Genomic DNA, 25721 nt, shown 5'->3' on the forward strand with positions numbered 1-25721 from the left:
AATACTAGCTTAGTTATCTCGGGTAATTAAAGTTAAATATAGTGAAAAATTAAGATGTGATTGCCTATTTAAACTACGGATAAAGATAATATCACCTACGAAAAAACTTTAAAAAATAGCTTATTAAACACACCAAATAGCTTACTATCAGAATCTTAACAATAATTTAATTTTATCTGAAATCAACTTTCATTCTAATTGGAGTATATTTTGGAACGTTAGATTTTTAGGAGACAAAAAATTATTTACTGAATTTGCCTAAAACCAAAAGAATAGAATTATACCTCCAAAAACTTGAAATATACTAACAGTCCATTTGACTGTGTGTACGCCCTAGTAATTGTGAAACACATTAATCTTTTCTCCAAAATCCTCCAATCCATCATCTCCAAAATCCAAATGAGTAACAAATCGAACTAAGTCCGGACCAAATTTTACAGCTTTGATTTCCCTGGCCGCAAGATTCTTTAAGAACTCTTCCGGTGAAATTCTATCCAATCGGGCAATCACAATATTCGTAGCAACAGGAAAAACCTCCGAAACGAAAGGCAATTTTGACAACATGACCCCGAGAGTTCTTGCTCGAGCATGATCTTCTTTCAACCTATTCACATGAATATCCAAAGCATAAATTCCAGCAGCCGCCAAGAATCCAGCCTGACGCATTCCACCGCCCCAAGACTTTCTGACTTTTCTCGCTCGCTTGATATCAGCTGATGAACCAAGGAGCAATGAGCCTACTGGGCAGCCTAGCCCTTTGCTCAAGCAAATAGAAATCGTATCAAACTGAGCCCCCCAGTCTGCTGGACTTTCTTCAGTTTCTACAAGTGCATTAAATAAACGAGCTCCATCCAAGTGCAGTTTCAGCCCATGATCATCGCATACTTTACGGATTGGCTTGACTTCATCTAGTGTATAAATACTCCCCCCACCCTTATTCATTGTATTTTCCAGAGAAACCAAGGTGGTCTCAGGCGCATGTACATCGTCAGGATTAATTGATGCTTTGATCTGATCAGCGGTGATTTTCCCCAGATTGCCATCTAACAATTTTACGGAAGCAAGGGAATTTGCCATAATCCCGCCACCTTCATAGAGGTAAACATGAGAATATTTATGGCAAATCACTTCAGTCTGAATTCGGGTATGCAATCGGATTGCGATCTGATTGGTCATCGTCCCTGAAGGACAGTAAAGAGCAGCCTGCATCCCAAATAGCTTGGCAGCTTTCTCTTCTAATGCATTCACAGTCGGGTCTTCCCCAAAAACATCGTCTCCAACAGGCGCAGAAAACATCGCTTCCTTCATTCCTGCTGTAGGTTTTGTCACCGTATCGCTTCTTAAGTCAATTATCATTTTTTGAAATACTTGGATTTAGAACTTTTTGATGGAGCCAAAGTCTTGATGGCAGCTGCAGCTTCTATGGGACGATCAGTCGCCAGAATATCCGCACCTTTCTGCACAAAACTCGCATACAACTGATCTCCGCGAGCAATGGCTCTACCATCTAGGTTACCCAAAACGCCCAAAATAGTAAACACTCCTTTTTCATGTAAGGCTTTATTAAATTCTTGTGGACGCTCTGCTACTCCTGTAAAAGCAATAACTCTAGTCCAAGGAATCCCTGTTTCTTCAAATCGTTGGATTTCCTCTTCGTTTCGAATAGTCACCGACAGCATCAATTCAGGAGCCATGAAATGAAGCTTTTTGGCTGCTGCAAATGAATAGGTGATCAAAGCCGCATGAGCTTCAGAACCAGTATTCCGAACTACCTCAACTATCCTTTCATACGGAACAGACTGTTTGATATCGACTGTTAAAAGTGCTTTCCCCTTAGACCAAATCAAAGCTTCTTCAAAGGTTGGCACCTTGAAATCGGTAACATTCCCATCTTCATCTTTCAGAAAAAGGGCTTGAATCTCTTCATAGGTGGCATTACTCACTAACCCTTTACCAGTCGTAGTTCTGTCCAATTTATCGTCATGCATAAGAACCAAAATACCATCTTTGGTCATGGCCACGTCCAACTCGATAATGGTAGGAGTGTATTTCACCACATTGGCAAAAGTCTCAATTGCATTTTCAGGAAACCCAGAATATGGTCCGCCTCGATGTGCGGAAACCATAGGAATGCGATCCGAAGTCCAGGTATAAAAGTCCCGAGCTTCCTCTATACTACCTAATTGAATGTAATTATTAGATACTTCCTCTACTTTAGATTCTGCAGCAACTAATTCCTTTTGGTCTGCTGGCTTTTGGCTGCATGAACCAAAAAATACTAGCAGGAGCGGAATCCATAAAAACTTATTCTTCATCTTTTTTCGAATCTTTTTTGAATATAAAGTCTAGACCAGAGCTCCTCTTTCTGAAAATTTCTTCCATGTCTGCCAATTCCAGATTTAAAGCTTTGGTAGATATTTGGATCTCAATCAATGACAATCCAAGTGAAATCAGTAGTGACAACATGCTTCCTACGAACACCCAATTCGCTACCATGGTATAACCTCGAAATAGTAAATACATGCAAATGATGCATGATAAAAAGCTGAAAACCCCGAAGAGTTGCATGTTTTTGATGAGGGTAAGTCGTCGACGCAAATTATGAATCTGCTCTACTATTATTTCCTGATTAGAGGCCTCCATATAGTTTTTATGTAATCCTCTGATCAAGCTAGCTATAGCCAGAAACCTATTTGTGTAAGCTAGCATTAAGAGTGTGATTGCCGAAAAAAGTAAGGCAGGCGTTGAGAGTTGGAGTTCCATAGGCGAAAGTTAATAGATTAAAGATGCTTCTATTTCCCGAAAATGAAAAAACCTACGCCTTTCTGAGTCGACAAACCAGAAAATTATTTGCTACTAAAACTTATGGTGTAAACTAACTTGTAATTGCCCTTTGCTCCAGGCATCAGTGGTCTGCAACATCCAGCCAGATTGCACTCTAAGATTAGATAACAAGCCATATCCCCCACCAAGGTATAATCGATTTCTATCAAATAGCTCAACCGTTCTTCCTCCACCAATATCACGTTGACCATTAATGAAAATCTCATTGTACAGAGCCAGATAGACAATTCCTTTTTCCAAAGCAAAACCATTTAATGGAATATTGAGAAAAAGATTGTAGCGATATCTGGTCCGAAGATCCTGCGACTCCACCCATCTTTGCTCATACCTAATTCGATGAGTGAACAGAAATCTGCTACCTACTTTGCTGGGGAAAAGAGCTTCTTGATAAACTCTATTTTCCATTACAGTGACGTCAGACTCACCAAATGCCCCAGTCGTAATATTGGCATAACCTAAGGTGAATAAAATATCAGCGTTTTTTGGTGTGTAAGTAAGGCCAGACCTAAGAAGCAACTGTTCCAAATCACTTACTGGACTCCAAAGTCTAAGCTGCATATCTCCCTGAATACCGAATTGAGAATTTTTAAAAGATTTATTATAAAAATACATGTACCACGCACCCAGTTGATCTTCATCTGGACCAGATTGAGCAAAGGAAGCCACGGACAACGCAGAAAGAAAGAGACTGAATACTAACTTTTTCATAAGGTAAAACTGGTTGGATTTTCACAAAATAAAAAAGCCTGCTCTTTTCAGAACAGGCAATTATAAATTAAATCACATTTTAAATTTCAAATTCTTAGGCCACTTCTCCCAGCACAACCAATTTCTCCAAAGTAGGAGCTTTTGATCCACCTTTAGGTTCTATGGTAATAGCAAATGCTCCAGCCTGTGCTACCGCCTCCATTTGTTGCAAAGTCAGTTTTTCACCTGTGTTAACCAAACCAATTCCTACTGGCCCATCATCTCCAATAGCCCATAGCTGGTAGTCAAACTCCTCACTGAGTTCATTCAGGTTATTTACTGCGATAAATACTTCTTGTGCATTTTGATCCCAAAGCACATCGACTCTGGCATCTTTCTGCATATCAAATCCCTCACCTTTCATTTCAATTCGCTTGAAATCTCCAGCTACAAATTTATCAAGTCGGCTGTCTGCCTCTTTATATTGCTGATTTACCTGATTCAGATTATCAGCCATTACGCTCTGATCCTGAAGCAAGGCAGTAAATTGATCGTTTCTCTCCTGATACTTATCTGCATAATAGAATGCTGCACCCGAGGCCACAATTGCGGCAATAGAAGCAGCAATAGCAAATGGTTTCCAAGGGCTACTGATCGGAATAACTTTAGTTTGCGATGAAGATGAGCTAGACTTAGATTCTTCCTTTAAAATAAAATCCTTCTCAAGTGTAGAGAAAATTTTATCCTTCACTTTCTGAGATGGGACTGCGCCAGTCATGTCGTCAAAGGCGAACATTGTCTCCTCCAATTCATCCAGCTCACGCTGAATCTCAGGGTGCGTCTTTGCCAGGCTCAACACCTCCTCACGCTCTCGCTCCGTCAACTCTCCTAAAAGGAAAAGCTCCAGTTTACCTGACGATATGTATGATTGAATATCCACTAGATTCTTGCTACATTTTTTTTCAACACTTGTATGGCCGCTCTCACCCTGGACTTGACGGTGCCTAGAGGTATATCGAATTCCTCCGATACCTCAGAATGTGTATATCCTTTGAAGTAAATATACTCGACAATGAACTTCTGATCATCGTTAAGTTCGATCATTAGTTCTTTCACTCCGATTCCGTCTATTTGTTCTTGGGTTCCTGATTGGCTCTCCATTCCATATACGAAGTCGTCTATTGTGTTGGTCTTACCGGATTGTGAAATTTCTTTGGAGCGTAGTTTATCAATGGCTGAATTACGGCAAATATTGGCCATCCATGTATATAAACGGCCTTTTGACTCATCGTAACGATCTATTTTTTTAGTGATTTTAACAAAAGCATCATGAAAAACTTCCTCTGCGATGTCCTTGTCAAAGACTATTCTGGAGATCACCGCATAGAGAGCTCTGGAATATTTGTCGTACAAATACTCAGTGGTCTTTCTGTCTTTTGCCCTTAGCCCGGCGATGATTTGTTCTTCCTGCAAAAATCTATGGTTTGAAAAATTCTTCCCTAAAAGTAAAACACAAGACCAATTGTTTTAGGTCTTGTGTCTTTTATTTTCAAATTATTTATATCAAAGGTGGATTACCTCATCATAAGCAGCGGCCGCAGCCTCCATAATCGCTTCTGACATGGTTGGGTGTGGATGCACTGTTTTGATCAATTCGTGACCAGTGGTTTCCAGTTTGCGGATAGCAACAATCTCTGCGATCATCTCAGTCACATTGTATCCTACCATATGTGCTCCTAGCAGTTCTCCGTATTTCTTATCGAATACTAGCTTTACAAAACCATCTTTTGCGCCAGCAGCAGATGCTTTTCCTGAAGCAGAGAATGGGAATTTACCGATTCTCAACTCATAGCCTGCTTCCTTAGCTTTTGCTTCGGTCATACCTACAGATGCGATCTCAGGAGAGCAATAAGTACAGCCTGGGATATTTCCATAATCTAAAGGATCAGGGTTCTGACCTGCGATTTTCTCTACACAGATAATTCCTTCAGCAGATGCTACGTGCGCCAATGCAGGACCAGGAATCACATCACCGATAGCATAATAGCCAGGCATGTTTGTCTTATAGTACTCGTCAACTTTGATTTTGCCTTTGTCTACCAAGATTCCAACATCTTCCAAACCAATATTCTCCAAGTTTGAAACAACTCCAGCAGCAGATAGCACAACATCACATTCAAGTGTTTCTTCACCTTTAGCTGTTTTGACGGTCACTTTACAGCCTGCCCCCTTGGTATCCACCGCAGTCACTTCTGATGAAGTCATGATGGTCATACCAGCTTTTTTGTAAAGTTTCTCCAAAGTCTTAGAAACTTCAGCGTCCTCCACAGGTACGATTCTATCCAAAAATTCTACTATGGTCACTTCTGCACCCATAGTAGCATAGAAATAGGCAAACTCAATTCCTATCGCTCCAGAACCAACAACTACCATTTTCTTTGGCATCTTGTCCAACACCATCGCATCACGGTAACCGAGAATCTTTTTCTTATCGATTTTCATCGCTGGCAATTCTCTGGATCTAGCTCCGGTAGCGATGATGATATTATCAGCAGCATAGACAGTTTTCTTGTCTTCGCTATCGGTCACCTCTACCTTTTTACCCGGCTGGATTTTACCCCATCCTTTGATCACTTCGATCTTATTTTTCTTCATTAGGAAGGTAACTCCCTTACTCATACCGTCAGCTACGCCACGGCTTCTTTTGACGATGCCGGTAAAATCAGCGCTGGCGTCTTTTACAGTAATGCCATAATCCGCTGCATGATTGATGTACTCGAATACCTGAGCACTTTTCAATAAAGCTTTGGTGGGAATACAACCCCAGTTAAGACAAATACCACCCAATTCCGCAGCTTCTACTACGGCAGTTTTTAAACCGAGTTGGGAAGCGCGGATAGCAGCCACATAGCCACCTGGTCCACTACCCACCACGATCACGTCAAATTTTGTCGAAGACATATCTATTTTGAGTTTTTATACGAGTTGAAACTAGGCAAAAATAGGCCTTTTAGCTTCAGAAAAAAATTCCATTTCAATCGCGATTATACTTCAAACGCCAATTCTGAACAGCTTACAGAGCTCTATAAAGAATATAATTTTACATTAAACACATTTAACATGTTTTTCATCCTATCCGCAGAGAATACTCAGAAAATTCACTCAGCAATTCTCATTTATTCGATAGATTCAAACACCCCACCTAAAAGTTTTAGCTTTTTTTCTAATTTTGGCCAAACAAAATTTTAAACTCCATGGGATTACTTTCAGGAAAAACGGCATTGATCACCGGCGCATCTAAAGGCATCGGAAGAGCAATCGCCCTCAGATATGCACAAGAAGGCGCAAATGTCGCTTTTACTTTTTTGTCAAGTGTGGAAAAAGGCCAAACACTCGAAAGAGAATTGGCAGCATATGGCATCAAAGCCAAGGGGTATAGGTCAGATGCTTCGGATTTCAAAGCTGCAGAAGAATTAGTGAATGATGTGGTTGCAGAATTTGGCGGATTGGACGTCCTGATCAATAATGCCGGTATCACCCGCGACAACCTATTGATGAGAATGACTGAGGAAGCTTGGGACGAAGTAATTGGCATCAATTTGAAATCCTGCTTCAACACTGTAAAAGCAGCAAATAGAACGATGATGAAAGCTAAGTCAGGCTCTATTATCAATATCACTTCCGTAGTAGGCGCAAAAGGAAATGCTGGTCAAGCCAACTATGCGGCTTCGAAAGCTGGTATCATCGGCTTTACCAAATCAATCGCTCTTGAGTTAGGCTCAAGAAATATCCGTTGCAATGCAATTGCGCCGGGATTTATTGAAACTGAAATGACTGAAGTTTTGGACGAGAAAACTGTCCAAGGCTGGAGAGACGGAATTCCTATGAAGCGGGGTGGCCGACCTGAAGAAGTGGCTGACGCTTGTGTATTCTTAGGGTCTGAAATGAGTAGCTATATCTCAGGACAGGTGCTTCATGTGAATGGCGCGATGTATACTTAATCAATTTGAAATTTATTATTTGAAATTTGAGATTAAACGGCTGGAGAGATTCAGCCGTTTTTTTATAGCAACCTTTGAGGTGTCATTTCGAAGGAAGGATAACTGAGAAATCTCCTCGAAGTTTTTTATTTACATAAGACCTTCGAGGTTTGAGAAACCTCAAAGGTCAGACGAACGGCTGGAAAGATTCAGCCGCTTTTTTTGTTTTAACCGCGAAGTGAACGAAGTGACGCAAAGCGGTGGGATTCTAGTTATCCTCTATTTATTCAATCCGCAAACCGACTTAAATCAATCTTATAAAACTCGTATTCATCTTCAGATTCCTGCTCGGGTTTATTGATAAATAGACCTTCGGATGTTGAAAAAATATTCTCAAAACGGGTTCCTGGAGGGTAAACTACTTCGAGCTCTGCTCTCAGTTTCCATTCAGCATCATAAATCAAAAGTAGATATGTCCTTTCGTCCGAATACATTCTTTTGTGTGGATCTCTGATATCAGGATCAGGCCTTCTTTCCTTTATTAAAGTCAATCTGACGTTCATATCTGTTGCTTGATCATGAACCAAATGATAATTTATTGCACCATTTTCAGGTCTTTTCCATGACCCTTTATTCTTATCTCCCTCATATTTATCTGGGAAATACGAAAGAGGGCTTAATGACTGCAGTTTCATTCTTTTTACTATCTCGCAGTCCTTGATCTGGTAAAGAGAATCTGAATAAGAAAACATACCCCATGATTTTCCATTTTCAACCATTCTGACCATCGCAGACGCTTGGGAGGAATTGGCATAAGACTCATCATAGGGAGCTTTAAAATCAGTTTTGCAAAGCCAGTTTCCTTGCTCATCAAACTTGACTATCCAAGCTGAAAAATCTAAGTCAAACCCAACTTTACCCATCCGCTGTGCCATAAAATCAAAAGGATTGTAGGTAATTTCAAATTGATCAGAATTTACCTGATGTAAGGCATTGCCACTTAGGGGAAATGAAAAAAAAGTATTGGATTCAAAATCCTTCATATCCAATTGAAAACTGCTAAACACAGTATCTGCTTTATAGATATTGGTATACCCCAAGGTATTGGTTGCGACTAGGTTGTTTTCATCAAAAGTTTTCGAAATATGGACTCTTCCTTTTAGTGACATTGGCCCTTCTGCGGGAATCTCAAAAGAACCAATTTTTCTTCCCGATCTAGAGTTATAATACTTAAAATGCCCATTCGATTCTGTATAAACAGCCTCATTTGAGTAATAATCCACCACTCCAAGAAACCCCATAAATCCAGTCTCTGAGTCCCGTTCAAAACTCATTTCTCCCAAGACAAAATCTTCAAGCTTACCTTGGATCGGCTCTTTTTCTTTGGAACAAGCAAAAAATGTAAAGACCAGTAGAAGAGAGAATAGATGTTTCATTTACGAAATTTTAGAAGGATAACTAAAAATAAATAAAATCTCCCTCAAAGGGGCTAAGGAGTAAAAATTTAATCCTAACATTAAGATCTTAAACGAAACTGCACCCTCTGCGAAACTCTTTGTGAACTCTGAGGTAAAAAAAAGCCCCGAATCTAAATCCGGGGCTCCTATTAACCTTTGAGGTCTATTTTTGACCTCGAAGGTTTCAATTTCAAAAACAATCTAAAACCTCAAATAAAGACCTTCGAGGTGATCCCGAAGTCTAGCGACATTCGGGACAACACCTCAAAGGTCAATTACTTGTCGCTTCCCAAGAAAGGATACTTGTAATCCTCCGGAGAAACAAATGTCTCTTTAATCGTACGTGGAGAAACCCAACGAAGCAAGTTGATCATAGAACCAGCTTTGTCATTTGTACCGGAGGCTCTAGCTCCACCGAATGGCTGCTGACCTACAACCGCTCCTGTTGGCTTATCATTGATGTAGAAGTTACCCGCTGCATTTCTAAGTTTTGTAGTGGCCAATTCCACTGCATAACGATCCTGAGAGAATATAGCTCCGGTCAAAGCATACGGAGAAGTCTGATCGACTAATTCCAATGCTTCTTCGAATCTTTCGGAATCATACACATAGATCGTCAATACCGGACCGAAGATTTCTTCACACATGGACGTGTACATAGGATCTTGGGTTACGATGACAGTTGGCTCAATGAAGTAACCCTTCGACTTATCGTAGTTTCCCCCAGCGATGATTTCTACCGCAGGATTGGCCTTCGCATTGTCTATATACTTGGCGATTTTATCAAAAGATTTCTCGTCGATCACTGCATTGATAAAGTTGGTGAAATCTTCCGTTCCGCCCATTTTCATATCAGCAAGATCTGCCAGCAAGTTTTCTTTCACCTCATCCCAAATATTGGAAGGAATATAGGCACGGGAAGCAGCTGAGCATTTTTGACCTTGGAACTCAAAAGCGCCACGGGAAAGTCCTACAGCAACAGCTTTTGGAATAGCTGATTTGTGAGCAATCACGAAGTCTTTTCCACCTGTCTCACCTACGATTCTAGGGTAAGCTTTATACTGATGGATATTAGTACCTATTGTTTTCCAGATATGCTGGAATACGCCAGTGGAACCTGTGAAGTGGATTCCTGCAAAATCAGGATGCTTGAAAATAACATCTCCCGCAACTGGTCCATCTACGTAGATCAAGTTGATCACACCAGCAGGAACACCTGCTTCTTTGAACACTTGCATCAACACATTAGCAGAATATATCTGCGTGTAAGCTGGCTTCCATACGATGGTGTTACCCATCATCGCAGCAGAAGTCGGAAGATTACCAGCGATTGCCGTAAAGTTGAATGGAGTCAAAGCAAAAATAAAACCTTCGAGTGGACGCTGCTCTAATCTATTCCAAACCCCATTTCCAGAAACCGGCGGCTGTTGGGAGTAGATTTCAGTCATATACTGCACGTTGAAACGCAAGAAGTCGATAAACTCACATGCCGCATCGATCTCTGCTTGCATCGCATTTTTAGATTGCCCAAGCATGGTAGCAGCATTGATTTTAGCTCTGTATGGCCCAGCCAAAAGATCAGCTGCTTTCAAGAAAATCGCAGCTCTTTGTTCCCAAGCTAAGTTTTCCCAAGCTTCTTTAGCACCAAGGGCAGCATCGATCGCCTGCTCTACATGAGATGCATCTCCTTCATGAAAATGACCCAACACATGCTGGTGATCATGTGGAGGAGACATGGTGTGCGTATTACCTGTTCTGACCTCATCGGAACCAATATACATTGGCACATCAACTTGCTGAGATCTAGCTTCTTTGAGTGCAGCTTGTAACTCTTTTCTCCCGGGGCTTCCGGGAGCGTATGCTTTTACCGGTTCGTTCACCGGAGTTGGTACATTAAAAAAACCTTTGAGCATAATATCTGGGGTTATGATTTTCTGATTCGCCAAAGATAACCAGAAGGTTTAATTGGCGGGTTGATTTGAAGTAAAAGAACCCTAAAGTATGTCTTCTAGTTCTCTCAAATGTGAAATAGTATAGGTAGGCATCAGATCAATGGACTTTCCAAGTGGGTTGAAAAAGACCTGATCTATTCCTGCCCCATAAGCTCCTCTAATGTCAGACACAGGATTATCTCCTATCATCAAGCTGTTTTCCTTTCTTGCTCCTGCCTGCTCCAACGCATAGTGAAATATCCTCGGATCTGGTTTTTTATGTCCGGTGGTTTCTGAAGTGACTACCAATTCGAAATAATCATTTAAGCCAGAGGACTTCATTTTCTTTGCCTGACTCTCATCAAAACCATTTGTAATCACATAGAGTTTGTAGTTTGGCTTGAGGTAATCTAGGATCTCAATAGTATGTGGAAATAAGTGGGGTTTGCTCGAAGTTCTGTGCATAAAATCACCTTCAAATTCATTTGGGATTACTGCATCGATCACACCCGCTTGTTCAAATATTTTGGGAAATCTACTTGCCCGCAATTCATCCTTATGGAGTTCGCCCTTATCGTAAGCTTCCCAAAGCTTGAAATTCACTGCATAGAATGAATCTATTAAATGCTGAGCGGATGATAGTCCAAGTTCTTCTAACTTATAATGAAGAAATAGCTCAGTGAGGGATTCTTGAACATTTCGATCGTAATCCCATAACGTGTGATCTAGATCGAAGAACAAATGCTGGTAAGTTTTCAAGGTAATTAACGACGGTATTGGTTATTCTGAATTTTATTTATTGCAAGCTCACGGTTGGATTTCAAAATTTCGAAAGTTTCTTGGTCCTTGATGAGACTTGGGTCTTTTTGAATAAACTTAAAAACCTGATTTATGATTTCAAGATATTCTTCAAGGATGTAATAAAACACCCATTGATCTACTCTCCTACTTCCTAGTAGCCCAGCATTTTTCAGGTAAATAAGATGCCTGCTGGTCTTAGTCTGAGTAAAATCAAGGATTAATTCGAAATCTGAAATGGAAAGCTCCTTATTTAACATCAATAGGTGGAAAATCCTCACTCTTGGCTCTTCTGAAAGCGCTTTGAAGATTCTAAGCCCGTAGTTTAAACTGATATTTTTTAGCCGCATTAGTAAGATTTAACGGAGTTTATGAGGGGAAAAAGAAATTTCACCCGAAATTAGGGTAATATCGTATCCGAAAAGATAACCATTTGCCGTTCTATTAAGTTTATAATTCGTGAAGAACTCATTACTCCTTAGCGCCACTTTAGTTTTCCTTATGGGAATATTTTTTTCCTCGCTTGATGTAAAAGCTCAAGATGTACAAGAAAAAAAAGTAATCCAACTTTCGGGTATTATCCTTAATTCCGATAGCACAGATGCTGTTGCCGGGGTAAATATTTACGTACCAACAAAAGGCAGAGGTACTAGTTCCGGCCGTTTCGGCTACTTTTCAATGCCTGTTTTAGAAGGAGATTCTGTTATATTTAGTTTTATAGGTTTGAAAAAACAAACATTCAAAGTACCTAATAAAGTAGAAAGTGACCGAATCAGTTTGATCCTTACCATGGAGGTAGACGAAATTGCGTTAGCTGAAATTGAAGTAATGCCTTATCCGACTGAGGAAGAATTTAAACAAGCCGTTATTGCGCTGAATGTGGTGGATCCAATGTCAATTTCCAGAGCGAATATGAGCCCTGAAATGCTCCTTCGCTGGGCGGAATCTATGCCAGCCTCAGGTAATGAAAATTTCCGATACTTTCAGGAAGGGCAAGCCATTCAAAATCAAGATCTCTACGGTCCTAGAACACTCAGACTCCTCGACCCATTCGCCTGGGGGCAGTTTATTCGATCTATCAAGCGGGGTGATTTGAAGAAGAAGGATTGATGAATTTCCACTAATATCTCCCGCAAAGGCGCTAGGGCGCAAATTCAATTGTCGGTAAGACCGTTTACCACTCTTTTAATTCCTTCTGTGAGTTTATCTTCATTGAAATTTATTAGCATTCCAAGCCTTAATCCTGTCAATCTTAGGTATGTTCTAAGTTGTTTTGGATGAACGGGAAGGAGTTTTTCCACCGATTTCAATTCTATAATCACCTTATTATCAATGATAATATCAGCGCGAAATCCTTAATCCAATTTCATCTCATTCCAAATCACGGGAATCACAACCTCAGTCTTCACTACCAATCCTCTGGCTCTAAGTTCATACACAAATACTGCTTGATATACTGACTCTAGCAAGCCAGGACCAAGCCTTTTATAAATCATAAAGGCTATATCAACAATTATCTTAGAAATCTCATTTTAATGCATTTCAGTCAAAATTAAATCTTTCTAAAAAAATTGCACCTTTGCGCCTTTGCGGGATTTATTCAAATGCACCTCCTAGCTCCTTTTGCCTGAGGTAATTAATCAATCTCCGGCAGCACCCACTCCTCCAATACACTTGGTAGCCGCATCATCTCTTCGATAGCGGCGATGGTTCTTGGGGCGGCTTCGGAAAGATTTACAGCTCCGTCTTTGGTAATCAAGATATCATCTTCAATCCGCACTCCAATTCCCCACCATTTTGGATCACAATCTGATCCCTCTGGTATATAAATTCCTGGCTCAATAGTAAAGACATTACCTTCTTTGAGCGGATCACGGGTACCGCGATCATGCACATCTAGGCCAATATGGTGGCTAGTCCCGTGAGGAAAATACATATGGCTTTCCCCTTTTTTAATAATTCCCAAGTTGGCAAGTCCATCATTGATTATCTGGCGGCCTGCCGCATCAATTTCCTGAAAAGTAACCCCAGGCTTAGATATTGCTATTCCTGCTTCTTGAGCTAGGTAAACTAATTCATAAATAGCCTTTTCTTCAGCATTGAATTTACCATTTATCGGTATGGTGCGGGTCACGTCTGCAGTATACCCTCTCCACTCTGCGCCCAAATCCATCAGAAGTAACCTGTCATTCAAATCCCGTTTATCATTCTCAATATAATGCAGAATACAGCCATTATTCCCTCCACCTACTATGGATGGATAGCCAAGCTCTTCAGCACCATATCGCTTATAAATAAATTCATGAACACCCTGAATTTCCCGTTCTGTCATTCCTACCTTCGCCGCTTTCATCACCTCGATTTGTCCAACCGCAGAAATCATTACCGCTTTTTTAAGTAGGGCAATTTCTTCGGGAGTTTTCACTTCTCTAAGTACACTCATCATACTTGCAAGTGACGTAATATCCAGCTTTTGATCAGGCATTTCATCTTTTACGAGCATTCTCTTTTCAGGTGATTCTGCATTCATAAATGAATTGATCAATGGATCTTGCATCATTTCGGGATATTGTCGCTCATATCTTTTTAGCATTTGAATGACACGATCAGAAGTCTCCAAATCTGAAGTTTTTATCATTTTATAGACCTGTGCACTTATCTCATTTAGTTTATCAGGATAAGCGGTAGCGGTTTTGAATTCATCAATCATTTGATTGAGAGGTTGATTTGCGCTACTTTCTTCAATTTCTTCAGAAAGGCTAAAAGTCAATATTTTGTCAAAATCCTGAAGATTAATCCCTGACTTTGTCCCAAAATCAGTGTTAAGAAGAGCTTCTTCAAAGCCTAACTCATTCTTCATTCCTTCAATCCCCATCCGCTTTCCATTCCACATTTCTGCACGTGGATCTCTATTCTGAACAAAAATCAATTCATCTACTAATTTGCCATTAACTTCGCGCTTTTCACTAAAGACGACTAGCACCGCATTAGGCTCACGAAATCCTGTCAGGTAGAAGAAATCGGTGTTAGGATGATAAATAAAATCCACATCATTGGTTCTATTTTTAACAGGATTATTAAAAAAAACTGCCACAGAACTAGCAGGCATTAATTTTCTTAATTCTTCTCTTCTTTGGCTATGCCATTCTGAGCTGAGCCCATCATCAAAATAAGATTGAGAGAATGCCGTGAATGAATACGCAATTAAAAATAGAGTCCAAAGTATCTTTTTCATAGGGATCATGTTGAATTAAGAATTCTAATGTCTGCGCTTTTGACCATTTAACAAAGTCTTAATCCACAGATTGCAGCATATCCTTATCTTTGGCTATTAAAAAATTTAAATCATATAATCGTAAATCACGAAATCGGTACACTTTAGAAATTATTATCGATCAGGCGAGATGCACTCAAGTTAAGCTTAGAGCAGCTTTTCTGACCGTAAAACCCCAATTGAATAAATAGATGAAAAAAATAGGGATTGTATTTTTGCTATTCGTTTTGGCTTCTAATCCTCTGAAAGCACAGGAAGCTGCCAAAAAGCCCAAACTAGTTGTTGGTATCATAGTAGATCAAATGCGCCAGGATTACCTATATCGCTTTGCAGACAGGTATTCCGACGGTGGTTTTAAGCGGATGATGAAAGATGGTTTTATGATGAAAAACGGCCATTTCAACTACATCCCGACTTATACCGGACCTGGTCATGCTTCCGTCTATACTGGCACTACTCCGGCCACGCATGGAATAATCAGCAATGACTGGTACGCAAAAAGTATCGATAAAATGATCTATTGCGCCGGAGATACTACCGTAACTAATGTAGGTGGATCTGAAAGCAATGGCTACATCAGCCCACGAAACATGCTCACCACCACTATCACAGATGAGCTTAGAATCGCTACCCAGAAACGATCCAAAGTGGTAGGAGTAGCAATCAAAGATCGCGGAGCCAGCCTTCCTGCCGGTCACATGGGAGATGCCTACTGGTTTGATTCCAGCACAGGCGAGTTCATGACCTCTTCCTACTATTATGATCAGCTCCCTAAATGGGTAGATAAATTCAATGAAAGAAAATTGGTCGATCAGTACCTTTCCCAGACATGGAATACCCTCTATCCCATCAAAACCTATACTCAAAGTATGGTGGATGACAATCCTTTTGAAGGAAAATTCAGCGGAAAAGATACGCCTACCTTCCCTTATGACTTGAATAAACTAAGAGAAACCAATGGCCAATTTGGATTGATTTCTTCTACGCCTTTTGGCAATACCCTTACTTTGGACTTTGCCTTGGCTGCTCTGGAAGGAGAAAAGATGGGCATGGGAGAGGATACAGATTTCTTAGCACTTAGCTTCTCGTCTACTGATTATGTTGGCCATAGGTTTGGTCCTCAATCCAAAGAAATCGAGGATACTTACCTTCGTTTGGATCAGGAAATAGAAAGGCTACTGAATTACTTGGACGAAACCTATGGAAAAGACCAGTATATCGTTTTCTTATCTGCCGATCATGCCGTAGCCGAAGTGGCAACACATATGATCAGCGAGAAAGTGCCTGCAGGCAATTTACCTACTGGTACTGTCATGAATGGGCTTCAAAACTTCATTTTAGCTAAGTACGGTGTTGGAAAATGGATTAAAAACTATTCAAATGGACAAATCTTCCTTGACCATGAATTGATTCGGGAAAAGGATATAAACCTAGAAGATTTTGAAAATGAAATTGCACAGTATCTGTTGAAAGCTGATGGAATCAAAGAAGTCTATACTGGGACAGCCATGCGAACCCGCGAGTTTACCCAAGGTAGAGCGATGCGACTTCAGATGGGCTACAATCACAAGGCTTCAGGCGATATTTTAATTGTACTCGAACCCGCATGGCTAACAGGAGGATCCACAGGTACATCTCATGGCACAGGGTATTCATACGATACCAATGTCCCAATCCTATTCTATGGATGGAATGTACCAGCCGGAGAAAGCTCTAGGTACGCTACCATTACTGACATCGCTCCTACACTTTCTATGATGCTGGACATCAAATTGCCAAATGGTGCGACTGGAGAACCAATTTTGGAGATTACTGACAAAAAGTAAACTCCCTAATCCTAGCAAGTAAAAAGCCTCGATCTTGAAAGACCGAGGCTTTTTGCTAATAATACAAGTAATAATCCCTCTATTCCGTCCAGCTCATCGGATAATTCTCATCCACAAATTCCAACGCATCCGTTGTAATCTGAAGTGATTTGAATGTATCCAGCATCACCGCATATTCATCCGTAGCTTTTGCACCGATGGACTTCTCAACAGTCCCGGGATGCGGACCATGTGGCAAGCCTCCCATGTGCAAGGTGAATGAACCCCTATCGATTCCTTTTCTGCTCATAAATTCGCCCTCTGCATAATATAATACCTCATCCGAATCAATATTGGAATGATTGTATGGCGCAGGTATGGAAAGAGGATGATAATCGAATAGCCTAGGAACAAAAGAACAGATCACAAATCCCCAAGCCTGGAAAGTCTGATGAACTGGAGGTGGCTGATGAATTCTGCCAGTTATGGGTTCAAAATCATATATTGATAAAGCATAAGGATACAAGAACCCATCCCATCCTACAATATCCAGCGGGCTATGGCCATAAGAATACTGATGGAGCATTCCTTGTTTTTTGATCTGGACAAGGTATTCACCTTTCTTATCCTCGATATGAAGGTCATGTGGCGGACGTATATCCCGCTCACAGTAGGGTGAGTGCTCTAACAATTGTCCTACTTCATTTCTATAGCGCTTGACCGTCTCAATAGCACCTACAGACTCTATAACCAGTAGTCTGAGTGGCCCTTCTTCCTCAAATTCAAACCGGTAAATCGTTGTACGGGGAATGACGATATAATCACCCTTGTGCACTTCAAGTTTTCCAAATTGAGAATACATCACACCTTCACCATCGTGGATATAGATTAATTCATCCCCATCAGCATTTTTGAAATAATAATCCATTTTTCGCTGGCGTGGCGCACATATCCCCATCATGACATCGGAGTTCATCATTAGGTTTCTTCGTGCTGACAAATAGTCTTCACCCGTGAATTCGACACCAGAAGTCTTTAAGTGGGTTTGATTTAGCCCGTGCTCAGTAGCCGGCTTCCAGGAATAAGGTTCTGGTTTGCCGATAGACTTAACTTGGTTAGGATTATGAATATGATAAAGTGTGGAGTAAATCCCTGAAAATCCTTTGGAACTCACCACTTCCTCTTTATAGAGACTGCCATCTGGCTGACGGAATTGTGTGTGTCGTTTGGGCGGGATATCTCCCATTCTGTGATAGTATGCCATTGGTATTGGGTTTATTTCTTAGCCTAAATTTAATCATTCCATCAAAAGGACTCTACCTATATTTTAAAAATGATTTTTTCTCTGTCTATCTTTAATGTCTCCCAATTAAAATGAGTTCAAAAACATTCTCAATTGCCTTGGAGTTAAAACAGGTAGGTAAAAACGTAAAATCATGGCCCGGTTTTGAAAGACTTTCTTGATTAGTTTGAAAAAAATAGGAAAGTCAAGGAGTTATCCCTAAACTGAATACAATTAACATCCCAGCATAAATCTATTTATTGATGAAAAACACTTCTTTTAAGAAAAGGAAAATTACTGCCCTTGTAATTATTGGAATTTTGATGCTCTTGATCTATGGTAAAAACTTAACTGAGCGCCAAGCCTTCAAAAGTATAAGCAGTACTTTCACAGAAGTATATAATGACCGCTTAGTAGTAGAGGGCTATATTTTTAGAATATCCGAGAACTTATTTAAAATTCAAAAACTAGTAGACCATTGTGATATGGGGTACGATTACTCATCGGTAGTAAATGAAATAGCCACGTATGAAAAAAATATTATTGAAATAGTAAAAGATTTCGAACAGACCAACCTCACCAAAAATGAGGAGCAATACTTAACTGATTTCAAAAGTATTATAGAAACAGACCTGCAAATCAAGAACTACAGTCTATTATATTCTGACTCTTCTGGAGTGAATATAAATCAGGTAAAACTGTACGATCAAAAAATAAGTAAAGCCCAGCAGGACTTAGATAACCTAAGCAAAATCCAATTGGAAGAAGGTGAAAAATTAATCAACAAAGCCAATATCATTATTAATCGCTCCCAGATATGGGCTCAATTTGAAGTGGCTTTGTTGATCATATTAGCACTGGCTGTTTATTTACTGCTTTTTAGAAGTAAAGTACCCTTTACCTGATCTAAACCTTGAGTTTACTAAGGTATACTGCATTTTCTTCTGCTGCTTTTAGAGGTGTAGTACCTACAAATCTTTCTTGTTCCACAACAAAATACTCCATTCCATACTTCTTAGACTTCCTGATAATATCTGCATAAGGTATCTCGCCTGTTCCAAGAAGGACACCGCGGTCATGTGCATTTCCTCCCTCCGGCTCTGCATCTTTTACATGGCAAAGTTTAAATCGTCCAGGGAACTTAGCTATGTATTCTAAAGGGTCGTAGCCAGCCACATGAGACCAATACATGTCCAATTCAAAATCAACTAATTCAGGATCCGTATTTTCCATCAAAATATCCTGAGGCAATTGTCCATCAAGCATCTTGAAGGTATAGTCGTGATTATGATAAGCGAATTTCAGCCCATGGGATTGTAAGGTTTTGCCGGCCTTATTAAATCTTTCAGCGATATTTTTCCATTCATCTATCGATTTTTGAGCACCGATATATGGACAAATCAAGTATTTCATACCAACTTCCGCAGCTTGTTCAGCCTGCGCATCAAGATTTTTAAAGACATCGGCGTGAGAAGAAATAAACTCAACACCTATATCACTCAACAAACTTTTGCACTCCGCTGGATGCATTCCCCAAAGGATTCCTTTCCCTCCATCAAAACCTTCAAATTGCTTATATCCAAACTGAGCAAGCTTGCGCATGGTGCCCGCTGCATCATTTGCCATCTCTTCCTTCACAGAGTATAATTGAAGTCCAAATTTGGAAAGTTTGGCTCTATCCAGTGCACGCGCAGCGATATCATAAGGGAATAATACTGCTCCAACACCAAGCATTCCGCCAATCTGAAGTAATTTTCTTCTTTGTTTATTCATAAAATAGGAAGGCCTGCCCTAAGTAAGAGCAGGCCATTTATATAGGTAAATTAATTAAACTGCGTAGGCCTTATCTCCTTCGTTGTATGGAATACAAGGGTCAAATCGTCCCGGTACTTCTACGTAATTCAAAGCTTGAGTCGCTCCGATTTCAGAAGTAAAGTAGCCCAAAACCGTTAAGTCGCGGAGCATATTAATAACTTTAGGGCTTCGTTCTTCCCCACTGGACTTGAACTCATCATACATTCCATTCAAGAATGCTAACCTTTCGGCTGCAGGCGCACCTACAAAGCTCTTTCCGTTTGCAGCTTTGAAATCTTTGCCGAGCTTGTTAACTCCATCTACAAAGTCCTTTTGGCTATCTCCATCGTAGGTATCTTTAACCATCATTACCATAAAAGAGCCAATTCCTACAGCTTTAGCTCCAGGAGTATTCGTCTCAGGAATAATAGTATCTCCTATCTCATCCAAGAAAGCAATGTCGTCTGGATCAAAGTCCAAGCCCTCTATTTGGTTCTCGGGAGTACAACCAGTCAACACCGCAGTAGCGCCAATCATTGTGCCTCCCATCATTACCATTACGCTTTTCAAAGCGTCTCTTCTATTCATAGTCATAGTCTTGTCTTTTACGATTAGAGATTTTGCTTTTTCAATTCATCCACAGCAAAAGCTGCTGCTCTAGCAGTCAATGCCATGTAGGTAAGTGAAGGATTCACTGCTGCAGCTGAAGTCATACAAGCTCCATCAGTTACGAATACATTTTTCGCTTCCCACACTTGGTTATTTCCATTCAACACTGAAGTTTTTGGATCTCGACCCATTCTTGCAGTTCCCATTTCGTGAATTCCTTGTCCAAAAGTGTATCCAGCATCGAATTCCCTGACATTTTTGAAACCAGCCACTTCAAGCATTTCAGCTGCATCAGCCATCATGTCTTTGCGCATTTTGATTTCATTGTCCTTGATTTCAGCGTTCATCACCAAAGATTCCAGACCCCACTTATCCTTTACAGTGTCACTTAATTTGATAGTATTTTCATGATATGGCAAAATTTCTCCAAAAGCCGTAATTCCCATAGACCAAGGGCCTGGCTGCGTAAGCGCCTCTTTCATTGGTGCTCCAAAATTCAATTCGGCTACGTCTCGAGACCATCCGCTACGGCTAGCCCCTCCCTGATATCCAAAACCTCTTAGATAATCTCTTTTATCTCCATTTACATTTCGGAATCTAGGAATATAAAGACCTGTTGGTCTTCGGCCAAAGTAATATTTATCTTCATAGCCATCCATAGAACCGTTAGCTCCCAATCGGAAATGGTGATCCATTACGTTGTGTCCTAGCTCCCCTGAGCTACTTCCCAATCCACCCGGCCAAACATCCGTTGCTGTACGCATTAGAATGGCTGTGGAGTTGAATGCTGATGCGCAAAGGAAAACGATCTTCGCATCGAACTCGATCGTTTCGTTGGTTTGACCATCAATTACTTCTACGCCTGTGGCCTTCTTGGTATCTTTGTCATAGATCAATCTTCTCACGATGGACCAAGGACGTAGCGTAAGATTACCGGTCGCTCTAGCTGCTGGTAATGTAGAGGCTTGCGTGCTAAAATATCCTCCAAATGGACATCCTAATGAACATTTATTTCTATACTGACAGCCTGGTCTCCCTGGAAGGGGCTGGGTAATATTAGCTGGTCGACCGATAGTCCATGTTCTAGCTCCCTTGTAATGATCTTTGATTTTTGCTGCTGCGTCTTTCTCCACACAATTCATCGGCATAGGAGGCATAAACTCGCCATCTGGCAAGACGTCTAATCCATCTTTTGAACCGGAAACACCTGCAAACTTCTCCACATAGGAATACCAAGGCGCAATGTCTTTGTAACGAATCGGCCAGTCAACAGCAACACCTTCCTTCGCATTTCCTTCAAAATCAAGGTCTGACCATCGATACGATTGCCTTCCCCAAAGAAGTGATCGACCTCCTACTTGATATCCTCTAAACCATGTAAAAGGTTTTTCCTCTACATAAGGAGAGTCATCTTCATGAGCCCACCAGTCAAGATTGAGTTCATTTAGCACATAATCTCTTCTCAAATTCGGATGATTCTCTAGCTGCTCCTGGGTTCTTCTGCCACGGTGCGGGACTTCCCAAGGAGGTAGAGTCGCAGTCTTATAATCGGTCACATGTTCTACATCCGGCCCTCTTTCGAGAAGTAAAACTTTCAGTCCCTTCTCTGTTAATTCTTTAGCAGCCCAACCGCCACTTATTCCTGACCCAACTACTATTGCGTCATATGTTTCATTTGCCATAGGTATGGTTTCTTTTTGGTTAACTTACTTAAACGTCACAGACCTCTACTGCTTGTCTCAGTGAGGCCATTTTATCTGCAGATTTTGGTATAAATTCATGGGACACATAGCCTTTGAAACCCGAATCTGCTATCGCTTTCATCACTGCCGGATAATAAATTTCCTGGGTATCATCTAGCTCATTTCGACCGGGGTTTCCTGCGGTATGGTAATGTCCGAAATATTGATGATTATCATTAATACTTCTGATCAGGTCACCTTCATCGATTTGCATGTGGTAGATATCGTAAAGCAATTTAAAATTATCACTTCCCAATCGCTTACATAGCTCCACCCCAAAAGCAGATTTGTCACATAGGTAATCTTTGTGATTCACGCGGCTGTTCAGCAGCTCCATCTGAAGGATCACTCCATGTTTTTCTGCCAAAGGAATCAATTTCTCAAGCCCCAACTGGCAGTTTTTCAAGCCAGTCTCATCGTCCATTCCTCTCCGATTTCCGGAGAAGCAAATCAGGTTTTTATAGCCTGCTTCTGCCACTTTAGGAATCATCTCCGTATAGTTTTTTATGAGTTGCTCGTGAAATTTCACTTCACCAAATCCATCATTCAAACCAAGTTCAGCGCCGTTGCACATGGAGGAATCTATACCATGTTTCTTCAGAGTTGCCCAGTTATCAGGACCTATTAGATCTATTCCCTTGATACCGATTTTTTTTGCTTCTATGCATAACTCTTCAATGGTGTAGTTTTCGCGAAAACACCAGTGGCAAACGCCGTGATTGATATTTCCTTTCAGCTGGTAAGGCTTTTCTTCCTTCATATCAAAAGAAGACAAAGTGCTGAATGCAGCGCCTCCAAGTAATACTTTTTTGAAAGATTCTCTTCTTCCATTATCTATAGGTTTGGTCATGAGGGGGATTATTGTTGTGAATTTATTTGTTCCTTTTTAAAAAGGGCTGTGAAAAGTAGCAAAACCAAAACAGAAATACCAGCAGGAATTAACCAAATTGATTTCCAAATATGGCCATCCGTATCATTTATAAAATAGTTTGAAATTAATCCTGCGGCCCAAAACCCTACTAACATTCCAATTCCGTAGGTAGCTAGTGTAATCAATCCTTGTGCAGAGGACTTATATTTTTTGCCTGCATGGGAATCAGTATATATCTGGCCACTGACAAAAAAGAAATCATAACAAATCCCATGGAGTAAAATACCTAGTAATAGCATCCACACACCTTCATTTACATCTCCAAAAGCGAAAAACACATAACGCAATGCCCAAGCCAGCATGGCGACCATCAACGTTTTTTTGAAACCAAACCTGGAAAAGAAAAACGGTAGCGCCAACATAAAAACTACTTCTGACACTTGGCCCATTGCCATTTTTCCTGTAGAATTCTCCATTCCTATCTCAGTTAGAAATGGACTGGTATTTTGATAATAAAAAGCCAAAGGGATGCAAATCAGAATCGACGAAATAAAAAAAATCGCATAATTCTTATCCTTCAATAACCCTAATGCATCGAGGCCAAGTGCTTCGGAAAGCTTGAAATCTCCCTTGGCTTTGGCCTGAGGAGGAGTGTGCGGGAGCACAAAACTAAAAAGACCTAAGCCCAAAGAGCTAACCGCCGCCATCAGCCAGGTATTTCTCAACAGCCCCTCTTTTAATCCTTGCTGACTGTCCCATGACATAAAACTGATCAAAAACCCCGCAGTAATCCAACCTATAGTACCCCAAACCCGGATTCCTGAAAATTCCTTGGCAGGATCTTTCATTTGGTTAAAAGAGATCGAATTCACTAATGCAAGGGTAGGCATAAAGAGAATCATATAGATAAAAAGGAGCGGGAAAAACCCTGAGAAATCTTTGGAAGAATAAAGCAAATACATCAGGCCAGCTCCCAGAAGATGAATGACACCTAGAATTTTCTGCGCATGAAAATATCGGTCGGCAATGAGACCTACTACAAATGGGGCGATAATAGCTCCAAACGATTGGGTAGAAAAAGCCAGCGAGATATCTTGATCTTTAGCCATCAAATTGGTACCCAGGAAAGTCCCCATCGTCACAAACCAGGAGCTCCAAATAAAAAACTCCAAAAACATCATAAGAGAGAGACGGAGCCTGGTATTGATGTTCATAGATTTTAATTCGAATAAGGAAATGGATAACTTTTAGCACTTTGCCAATGTTTAATGTTTGGCCTTTTTGAAGTATTTTAGGCATTTCTAAACGACTCTCTGAGGCTAAAACTCTTGATTCGTACGAAGCCATTTATACCCTAATGGAGCAATTGATCAATTATTCCATCATTTCAGGTGAATACCGAAGGTTTTTTCACTCAGAATCAATTATTTCAAGCATTTAAACCTGAATATAAAGTCTTTTTCCTTATGTCATCCTCACAAAAACTAAAACTCGGACTTATCGGTGGCGGTCCAGGATCTTTTATAGGAGCCATCCATTTGAATGGTGCGTTGATGGACGGAATGTTCGAGCTGGTCGCTGGAGCATTCAGTTCTAACCCTGAGAAATCTAAACAGCGCGGCGAAGAACTTATGCTAGATCCTGCTAGGGTTTATGCCAGTTACGACGAGATGTTTGCTGGTGAACTAGCACTCCCAGAATCAGAACGCATCGATGTCGTCGCCATCGTCACTCCGAACAACGTGCATTTTGACCCAACCGTAAAAGCGCTCAAACATGGCTTCCATGTAGCTTTAGATAAGCCGCTGACCTTGAATTACCAGGAAGCCAAAGAACTTTATCACATTGTAAAAGCTTCCGACAAACGATTTTTACTAACCCACACCTATTCTGGCTATCCGATGATCAAGCAAGCCAAGCAGATGATCGCAGAGGGGAAAATCGGGAAGGTAAGAAAAGTGTACGTGGAATATCCGCAAGGATGGCTTTGGAAACTACTCGAATCGGAGAACAACAAACAAGCAGAATGGCGTACAGACCCTAAAAGAAATGGAATGGCCGGCTGCATGGGGGATATTGGCACACATGCTTTCCATTTGGCTGAGTATGTTTCTGGAGAAAAAGTGGCCTCAATCTGTGCCGATTTATACATCAAAGTGGATGGTAGACCTATCGATGATGATGGTGTAGTTTTGATGCGTTTTGAAAACGGGGCATCAGGAGTGCTTACCGCTTCGCAAACCGATACTGGTGCGGAAAACAATTTAAGGATACGCGTATATGGAGAGAAAGGTGGCTTGGAATGGCAGCAGGAGTTAAATAACACACTGATTGCTAGGTGGCCAGATGCTCCAGCTCAAGTTTTGAGAGCAGGCACCGGCTATTTAGGGTCCTTGGCAAACGAAAATACCAGAACCCCGGCTGGCCACCCTGAAGGATATGTAGAAGCTTTCGCCAATTTGTATAGAAATTTTGCACGCTGTATCTATGCAGATCGAGCTGGAGAATCTCCAAAAGCAGAATGGGAAGATTATCCTGGCATAGAAGATGGAATCAGAGGAATGGCTTTTATCGATCATGTATTGAAAAGTAATGAGTCCGATATCAAATGGACTCCATTTGTAGTAGAAAAATAAATTCTTAAACC

The 25721-nt window shown here is 40.7% G+C and carries 23 protein-coding genes and 1 pseudogene; 5 read left to right on the forward strand and 19 right to left on the reverse strand.

What is annotated here, in order from left to right; translation table 11 throughout:
* Positions 1–333 precede the first annotated feature (333 nt).
* The 7 genes from QOL76_RS04030 to lpdA all read right to left on the reverse strand — a co-directional run bounded on the left by QOL76_RS04030 (position 334) and on the right by lpdA (position 6492).
* The gene (locus QOL76_RS04030; protein ID WP_283411739.1) at positions 334–1356 is read right to left on the reverse strand and encodes a threonine aldolase family protein; all 1023 of its coding nucleotides are present in this window, start codon (positions 1354–1356) and stop codon (positions 334–336) included.
* Positions 1353–2315: a glycerophosphodiester phosphodiesterase family protein gene (locus tag QOL76_RS04035; RefSeq protein ID WP_283411740.1), complete on the reverse strand. Its 963-nt coding sequence runs from the start codon at positions 2313–2315 to the stop codon at positions 1353–1355. Before QOL76_RS04035 ends, QOL76_RS04030 begins: the two co-directional genes overlap by 4 nt.
* Entirely contained in the window at positions 2305–2763 is a 459-nt protein-coding gene (locus tag QOL76_RS04040) for a DUF2721 domain-containing protein (protein WP_283411741.1), read from the reverse strand. Before QOL76_RS04040 ends, QOL76_RS04035 begins: the two co-directional genes overlap by 11 nt.
* A 93-nt stretch (positions 2764–2856) precedes the next feature.
* Complete coding sequence (locus tag QOL76_RS04045) at positions 2857–3552, reverse strand: DUF2490 domain-containing protein (protein WP_283411742.1); 696 nt, start codon at positions 3550–3552, stop codon at positions 2857–2859.
* Positions 3553–3646: 94 nt separating this feature from the next.
* Complete coding sequence (locus QOL76_RS04050) at positions 3647–4471, reverse strand: anti-sigma factor (protein WP_283411743.1); 825 nt, start codon at positions 4469–4471, stop codon at positions 3647–3649.
* Positions 4471–5004 carry an RNA polymerase sigma factor gene (locus tag QOL76_RS04055; RefSeq protein ID WP_283411744.1) on the reverse strand — a complete coding sequence of 178 codons (534 nt, stop codon included), beginning with the start codon at positions 5002–5004 and terminating at the stop codon, positions 4471–4473. Before QOL76_RS04055 ends, QOL76_RS04050 begins: the two co-directional genes overlap by 1 nt.
* A gap of 90 nt (positions 5005–5094) precedes the next feature.
* The gene (lpdA, locus tag QOL76_RS04060) at positions 5095–6492 is read right to left on the reverse strand and encodes a dihydrolipoyl dehydrogenase (protein WP_283411745.1); all 1398 of its coding nucleotides are present in this window, start codon (positions 6490–6492) and stop codon (positions 5095–5097) included.
* A gap of 293 nt (positions 6493–6785) precedes the next feature.
* Between lpdA and fabG the strand changes: the two genes are divergently transcribed.
* Positions 6786–7532, forward strand: coding sequence for a 3-oxoacyl-[acyl-carrier-protein] reductase (gene fabG, locus QOL76_RS04065; protein WP_283411746.1), 747 nt, complete (start codon positions 6786–6788; stop codon positions 7530–7532).
* 266 nt (positions 7533–7798) lie between these two features.
* On the opposite strand, the gene QOL76_RS04070 is transcribed toward fabG, so the two are convergent.
* The 4 genes from QOL76_RS04070 to QOL76_RS04085 form a co-directional block, all read right to left on the reverse strand.
* Entirely contained in the window at positions 7799–8947 is a 1149-nt protein-coding gene (locus tag QOL76_RS04070) for a hypothetical protein (RefSeq protein WP_283411747.1), read from the reverse strand.
* A gap of 296 nt (positions 8948–9243) precedes the next feature.
* Positions 9244–10881 carry an L-glutamate gamma-semialdehyde dehydrogenase gene (gene pruA, locus QOL76_RS04075; RefSeq protein ID WP_283411748.1) on the reverse strand — a complete coding sequence of 546 codons (1638 nt, stop codon included), beginning with the start codon at positions 10879–10881 and terminating at the stop codon, positions 9244–9246.
* A gap of 81 nt (positions 10882–10962) precedes the next feature.
* Entirely contained in the window at positions 10963–11658 is a 696-nt protein-coding gene (locus QOL76_RS04080; protein ID WP_283411749.1) for a YjjG family noncanonical pyrimidine nucleotidase, read from the reverse strand.
* Between the two features lie 5 nt (positions 11659–11663).
* Positions 11664–12047: an ArsR/SmtB family transcription factor gene (locus QOL76_RS04085; RefSeq protein WP_283411750.1), complete on the reverse strand. Its 384-nt coding sequence runs from the start codon at positions 12045–12047 to the stop codon at positions 11664–11666.
* Positions 12048–12198: 151 nt separating this feature from the next.
* On the opposite strand from QOL76_RS04085, the gene QOL76_RS04090 reads away from it, so the two are divergent.
* Positions 12199–12807, forward strand: a complete 609-nt coding sequence (locus QOL76_RS04090) for a carboxypeptidase-like regulatory domain-containing protein (RefSeq protein ID WP_283411751.1) — start codon at positions 12199–12201, stop codon at positions 12805–12807.
* Between the two features lie 44 nt (positions 12808–12851).
* On the opposite strand, the pseudogene QOL76_RS04095 reads toward QOL76_RS04090, so the two are convergent.
* Both QOL76_RS04095 and QOL76_RS04100 read right to left on the reverse strand, forming a co-directional pair.
* Positions 12852–13223 (reverse strand): annotated as a pseudogene (locus tag QOL76_RS04095) (GxxExxY protein).
* Positions 13224–13333: 110 nt separating this feature from the next.
* Entirely contained in the window at positions 13334–14932 is a 1599-nt protein-coding gene (locus QOL76_RS04100) for an aminopeptidase P family protein (protein ID WP_283411752.1), read from the reverse strand.
* Between the two features lie 230 nt (positions 14933–15162).
* On the opposite strand from QOL76_RS04100, the gene pafA reads away from it, so the two are divergent.
* Positions 15163–16797: an alkaline phosphatase PafA gene (pafA, locus tag QOL76_RS04105; protein ID WP_283411753.1), complete on the forward strand. Its 1635-nt coding sequence runs from the start codon at positions 15163–15165 to the stop codon at positions 16795–16797.
* Positions 16798–16876: 79 nt separating this feature from the next.
* On the opposite strand, the gene QOL76_RS04110 is transcribed toward pafA, so the two are convergent.
* Complete coding sequence (locus QOL76_RS04110) at positions 16877–18040, reverse strand: homogentisate 1,2-dioxygenase (RefSeq protein WP_283411754.1); 1164 nt, start codon at positions 18038–18040, stop codon at positions 16877–16879.
* Positions 18041–18321: 281 nt separating this feature from the next.
* Between QOL76_RS04110 and QOL76_RS04115 the strand changes: the two genes are divergently transcribed.
* Complete coding sequence (locus tag QOL76_RS04115) at positions 18322–18963, forward strand: MCP four helix bundle domain-containing protein (protein ID WP_283411755.1); 642 nt, start codon at positions 18322–18324, stop codon at positions 18961–18963.
* A gap of 1 nt (position 18964) precedes the next feature.
* On the opposite strand, the gene QOL76_RS04120 is transcribed toward QOL76_RS04115, so the two are convergent.
* Genes QOL76_RS04120 through QOL76_RS04140 form a run of 5 tightly spaced genes read right to left on the reverse strand, consistent with a single transcriptional unit; the run spans position 18965 to position 24288 of the window.
* On the reverse strand, positions 18965–19831 hold the full coding sequence (locus QOL76_RS04120; RefSeq protein ID WP_283411756.1) for a sugar phosphate isomerase/epimerase family protein: 867 nt from the start codon (positions 19829–19831) through the stop codon (positions 18965–18967).
* Positions 19832–19885: 54 nt separating this feature from the next.
* Positions 19886–20446 (reverse strand): gluconate 2-dehydrogenase subunit 3 family protein, encoded by a 561-nt coding sequence (locus QOL76_RS04125; protein WP_283411757.1) that lies wholly within the window; start codon positions 20444–20446, stop codon positions 19886–19888.
* A 17-nt stretch (positions 20447–20463) separates the two neighbouring features.
* Positions 20464–22143 carry an FAD-dependent oxidoreductase gene (locus QOL76_RS04130; RefSeq protein WP_283411758.1) on the reverse strand — a complete coding sequence of 560 codons (1680 nt, stop codon included), beginning with the start codon at positions 22141–22143 and terminating at the stop codon, positions 20464–20466.
* Between the two features lie 28 nt (positions 22144–22171).
* Complete coding sequence (locus QOL76_RS04135; RefSeq protein ID WP_377919179.1) at positions 22172–23053, reverse strand: hydroxypyruvate isomerase family protein; 882 nt, start codon at positions 23051–23053, stop codon at positions 22172–22174.
* Between the two features lie 8 nt (positions 23054–23061).
* Entirely contained in the window at positions 23062–24288 is a 1227-nt protein-coding gene (locus QOL76_RS04140) for an MFS transporter (RefSeq protein WP_283411759.1), read from the reverse strand.
* Positions 24289–24540: 252 nt separating this feature from the next.
* On the opposite strand from QOL76_RS04140, the gene QOL76_RS04145 reads away from it, so the two are divergent.
* On the forward strand, positions 24541–25710 hold the full coding sequence (locus tag QOL76_RS04145) for a Gfo/Idh/MocA family protein (RefSeq protein ID WP_283411760.1): 1170 nt from the start codon (positions 24541–24543) through the stop codon (positions 25708–25710).
* Positions 25711–25721: the final 11 nt, after the last annotated feature.

The organism is Algoriphagus winogradskyi (genome assembly GCF_900182815.1).
GTDB classification, from domain to species: Bacteria; Bacteroidota; Bacteroidia; order Cytophagales; family Cyclobacteriaceae; genus Algoriphagus; species Algoriphagus winogradskyi.

Bases quoted from the DNA above. Each gene is read 5' to 3' on its own strand.
- QOL76_RS04145 (WP_283411760.1), top strand. From the start codon at position 24,541: ATGTCATCCTCACAAAAACTAAAACTCGGACTTATCGGTGGCGGTCCA.
- lpdA (WP_283411745.1), bottom strand. From the start codon at position 6,492: ATGTCTTCGACAAAATTTGACGTGATCGTGGTGGGTAGTGGACCAGGT.
- QOL76_RS04100 (WP_283411752.1), bottom strand. From the start codon at position 14,932: ATGAAAAAGATACTTTGGACTCTATTTTTAATTGCGTATTCATTCACG.
- QOL76_RS04040 (WP_283411741.1), bottom strand. From the start codon at position 2,763: ATGGAACTCCAACTCTCAACGCCTGCCTTACTTTTTTCGGCAATCACA.
- pruA (WP_283411748.1), bottom strand. From the start codon at position 10,881: ATGCTCAAAGGTTTTTTTAATGTACCAACTCCGGTGAACGAACCGGTA.
- QOL76_RS04070 (WP_283411747.1), bottom strand. From the start codon at position 8,947: ATGAAACATCTATTCTCTCTTCTACTGGTCTTTACATTTTTTGCTTGT.
- pafA (WP_283411753.1), top strand. From the start codon at position 15,163: ATGAAAAAAATAGGGATTGTATTTTTGCTATTCGTTTTGGCTTCTAAT.
- QOL76_RS04115 (WP_283411755.1), top strand. From the start codon at position 18,322: ATGAAAAACACTTCTTTTAAGAAAAGGAAAATTACTGCCCTTGTAATT.
- QOL76_RS04120 (WP_283411756.1), bottom strand. From the start codon at position 19,831: ATGAATAAACAAAGAAGAAAATTACTTCAGATTGGCGGAATGCTTGGT.
- QOL76_RS04110 (WP_283411754.1), bottom strand. From the start codon at position 18,040: ATGGCATACTATCACAGAATGGGAGATATCCCGCCCAAACGACACACA.
- QOL76_RS04140 (WP_283411759.1), bottom strand. From the start codon at position 24,288: ATGAACATCAATACCAGGCTCCGTCTCTCTCTTATGATGTTTTTGGAG.
- QOL76_RS04045 (WP_283411742.1), bottom strand. From the start codon at position 3,552: ATGAAAAAGTTAGTATTCAGTCTCTTTCTTTCTGCGTTGTCCGTGGCT.
- fabG (WP_283411746.1), top strand. From the start codon at position 6,786: ATGGGATTACTTTCAGGAAAAACGGCATTGATCACCGGCGCATCTAAA.
- QOL76_RS04135 (WP_377919179.1), bottom strand. From the start codon at position 23,053: ATGACCAAACCTATAGATAATGGAAGAAGAGAATCTTTCAAAAAAGTA.
- QOL76_RS04035 (WP_283411740.1), bottom strand. From the start codon at position 2,315: ATGAAGAATAAGTTTTTATGGATTCCGCTCCTGCTAGTATTTTTTGGT.
- QOL76_RS04130 (WP_283411758.1), bottom strand. From the start codon at position 22,143: ATGGCAAATGAAACATATGACGCAATAGTAGTTGGGTCAGGAATAAGT.
- QOL76_RS04125 (WP_283411757.1), bottom strand. From the start codon at position 20,446: ATGACTATGAATAGAAGAGACGCTTTGAAAAGCGTAATGGTAATGATG.
- QOL76_RS04085 (WP_283411750.1), bottom strand. From the start codon at position 12,047: ATGCGGCTAAAAAATATCAGTTTAAACTACGGGCTTAGAATCTTCAAA.
- QOL76_RS04030 (WP_283411739.1), bottom strand. From the start codon at position 1,356: ATGATAATTGACTTAAGAAGCGATACGGTGACAAAACCTACAGCAGGA.
- QOL76_RS04090 (WP_283411751.1), top strand. From the start codon at position 12,199: ATGGGAATATTTTTTTCCTCGCTTGATGTAAAAGCTCAAGATGTACAA.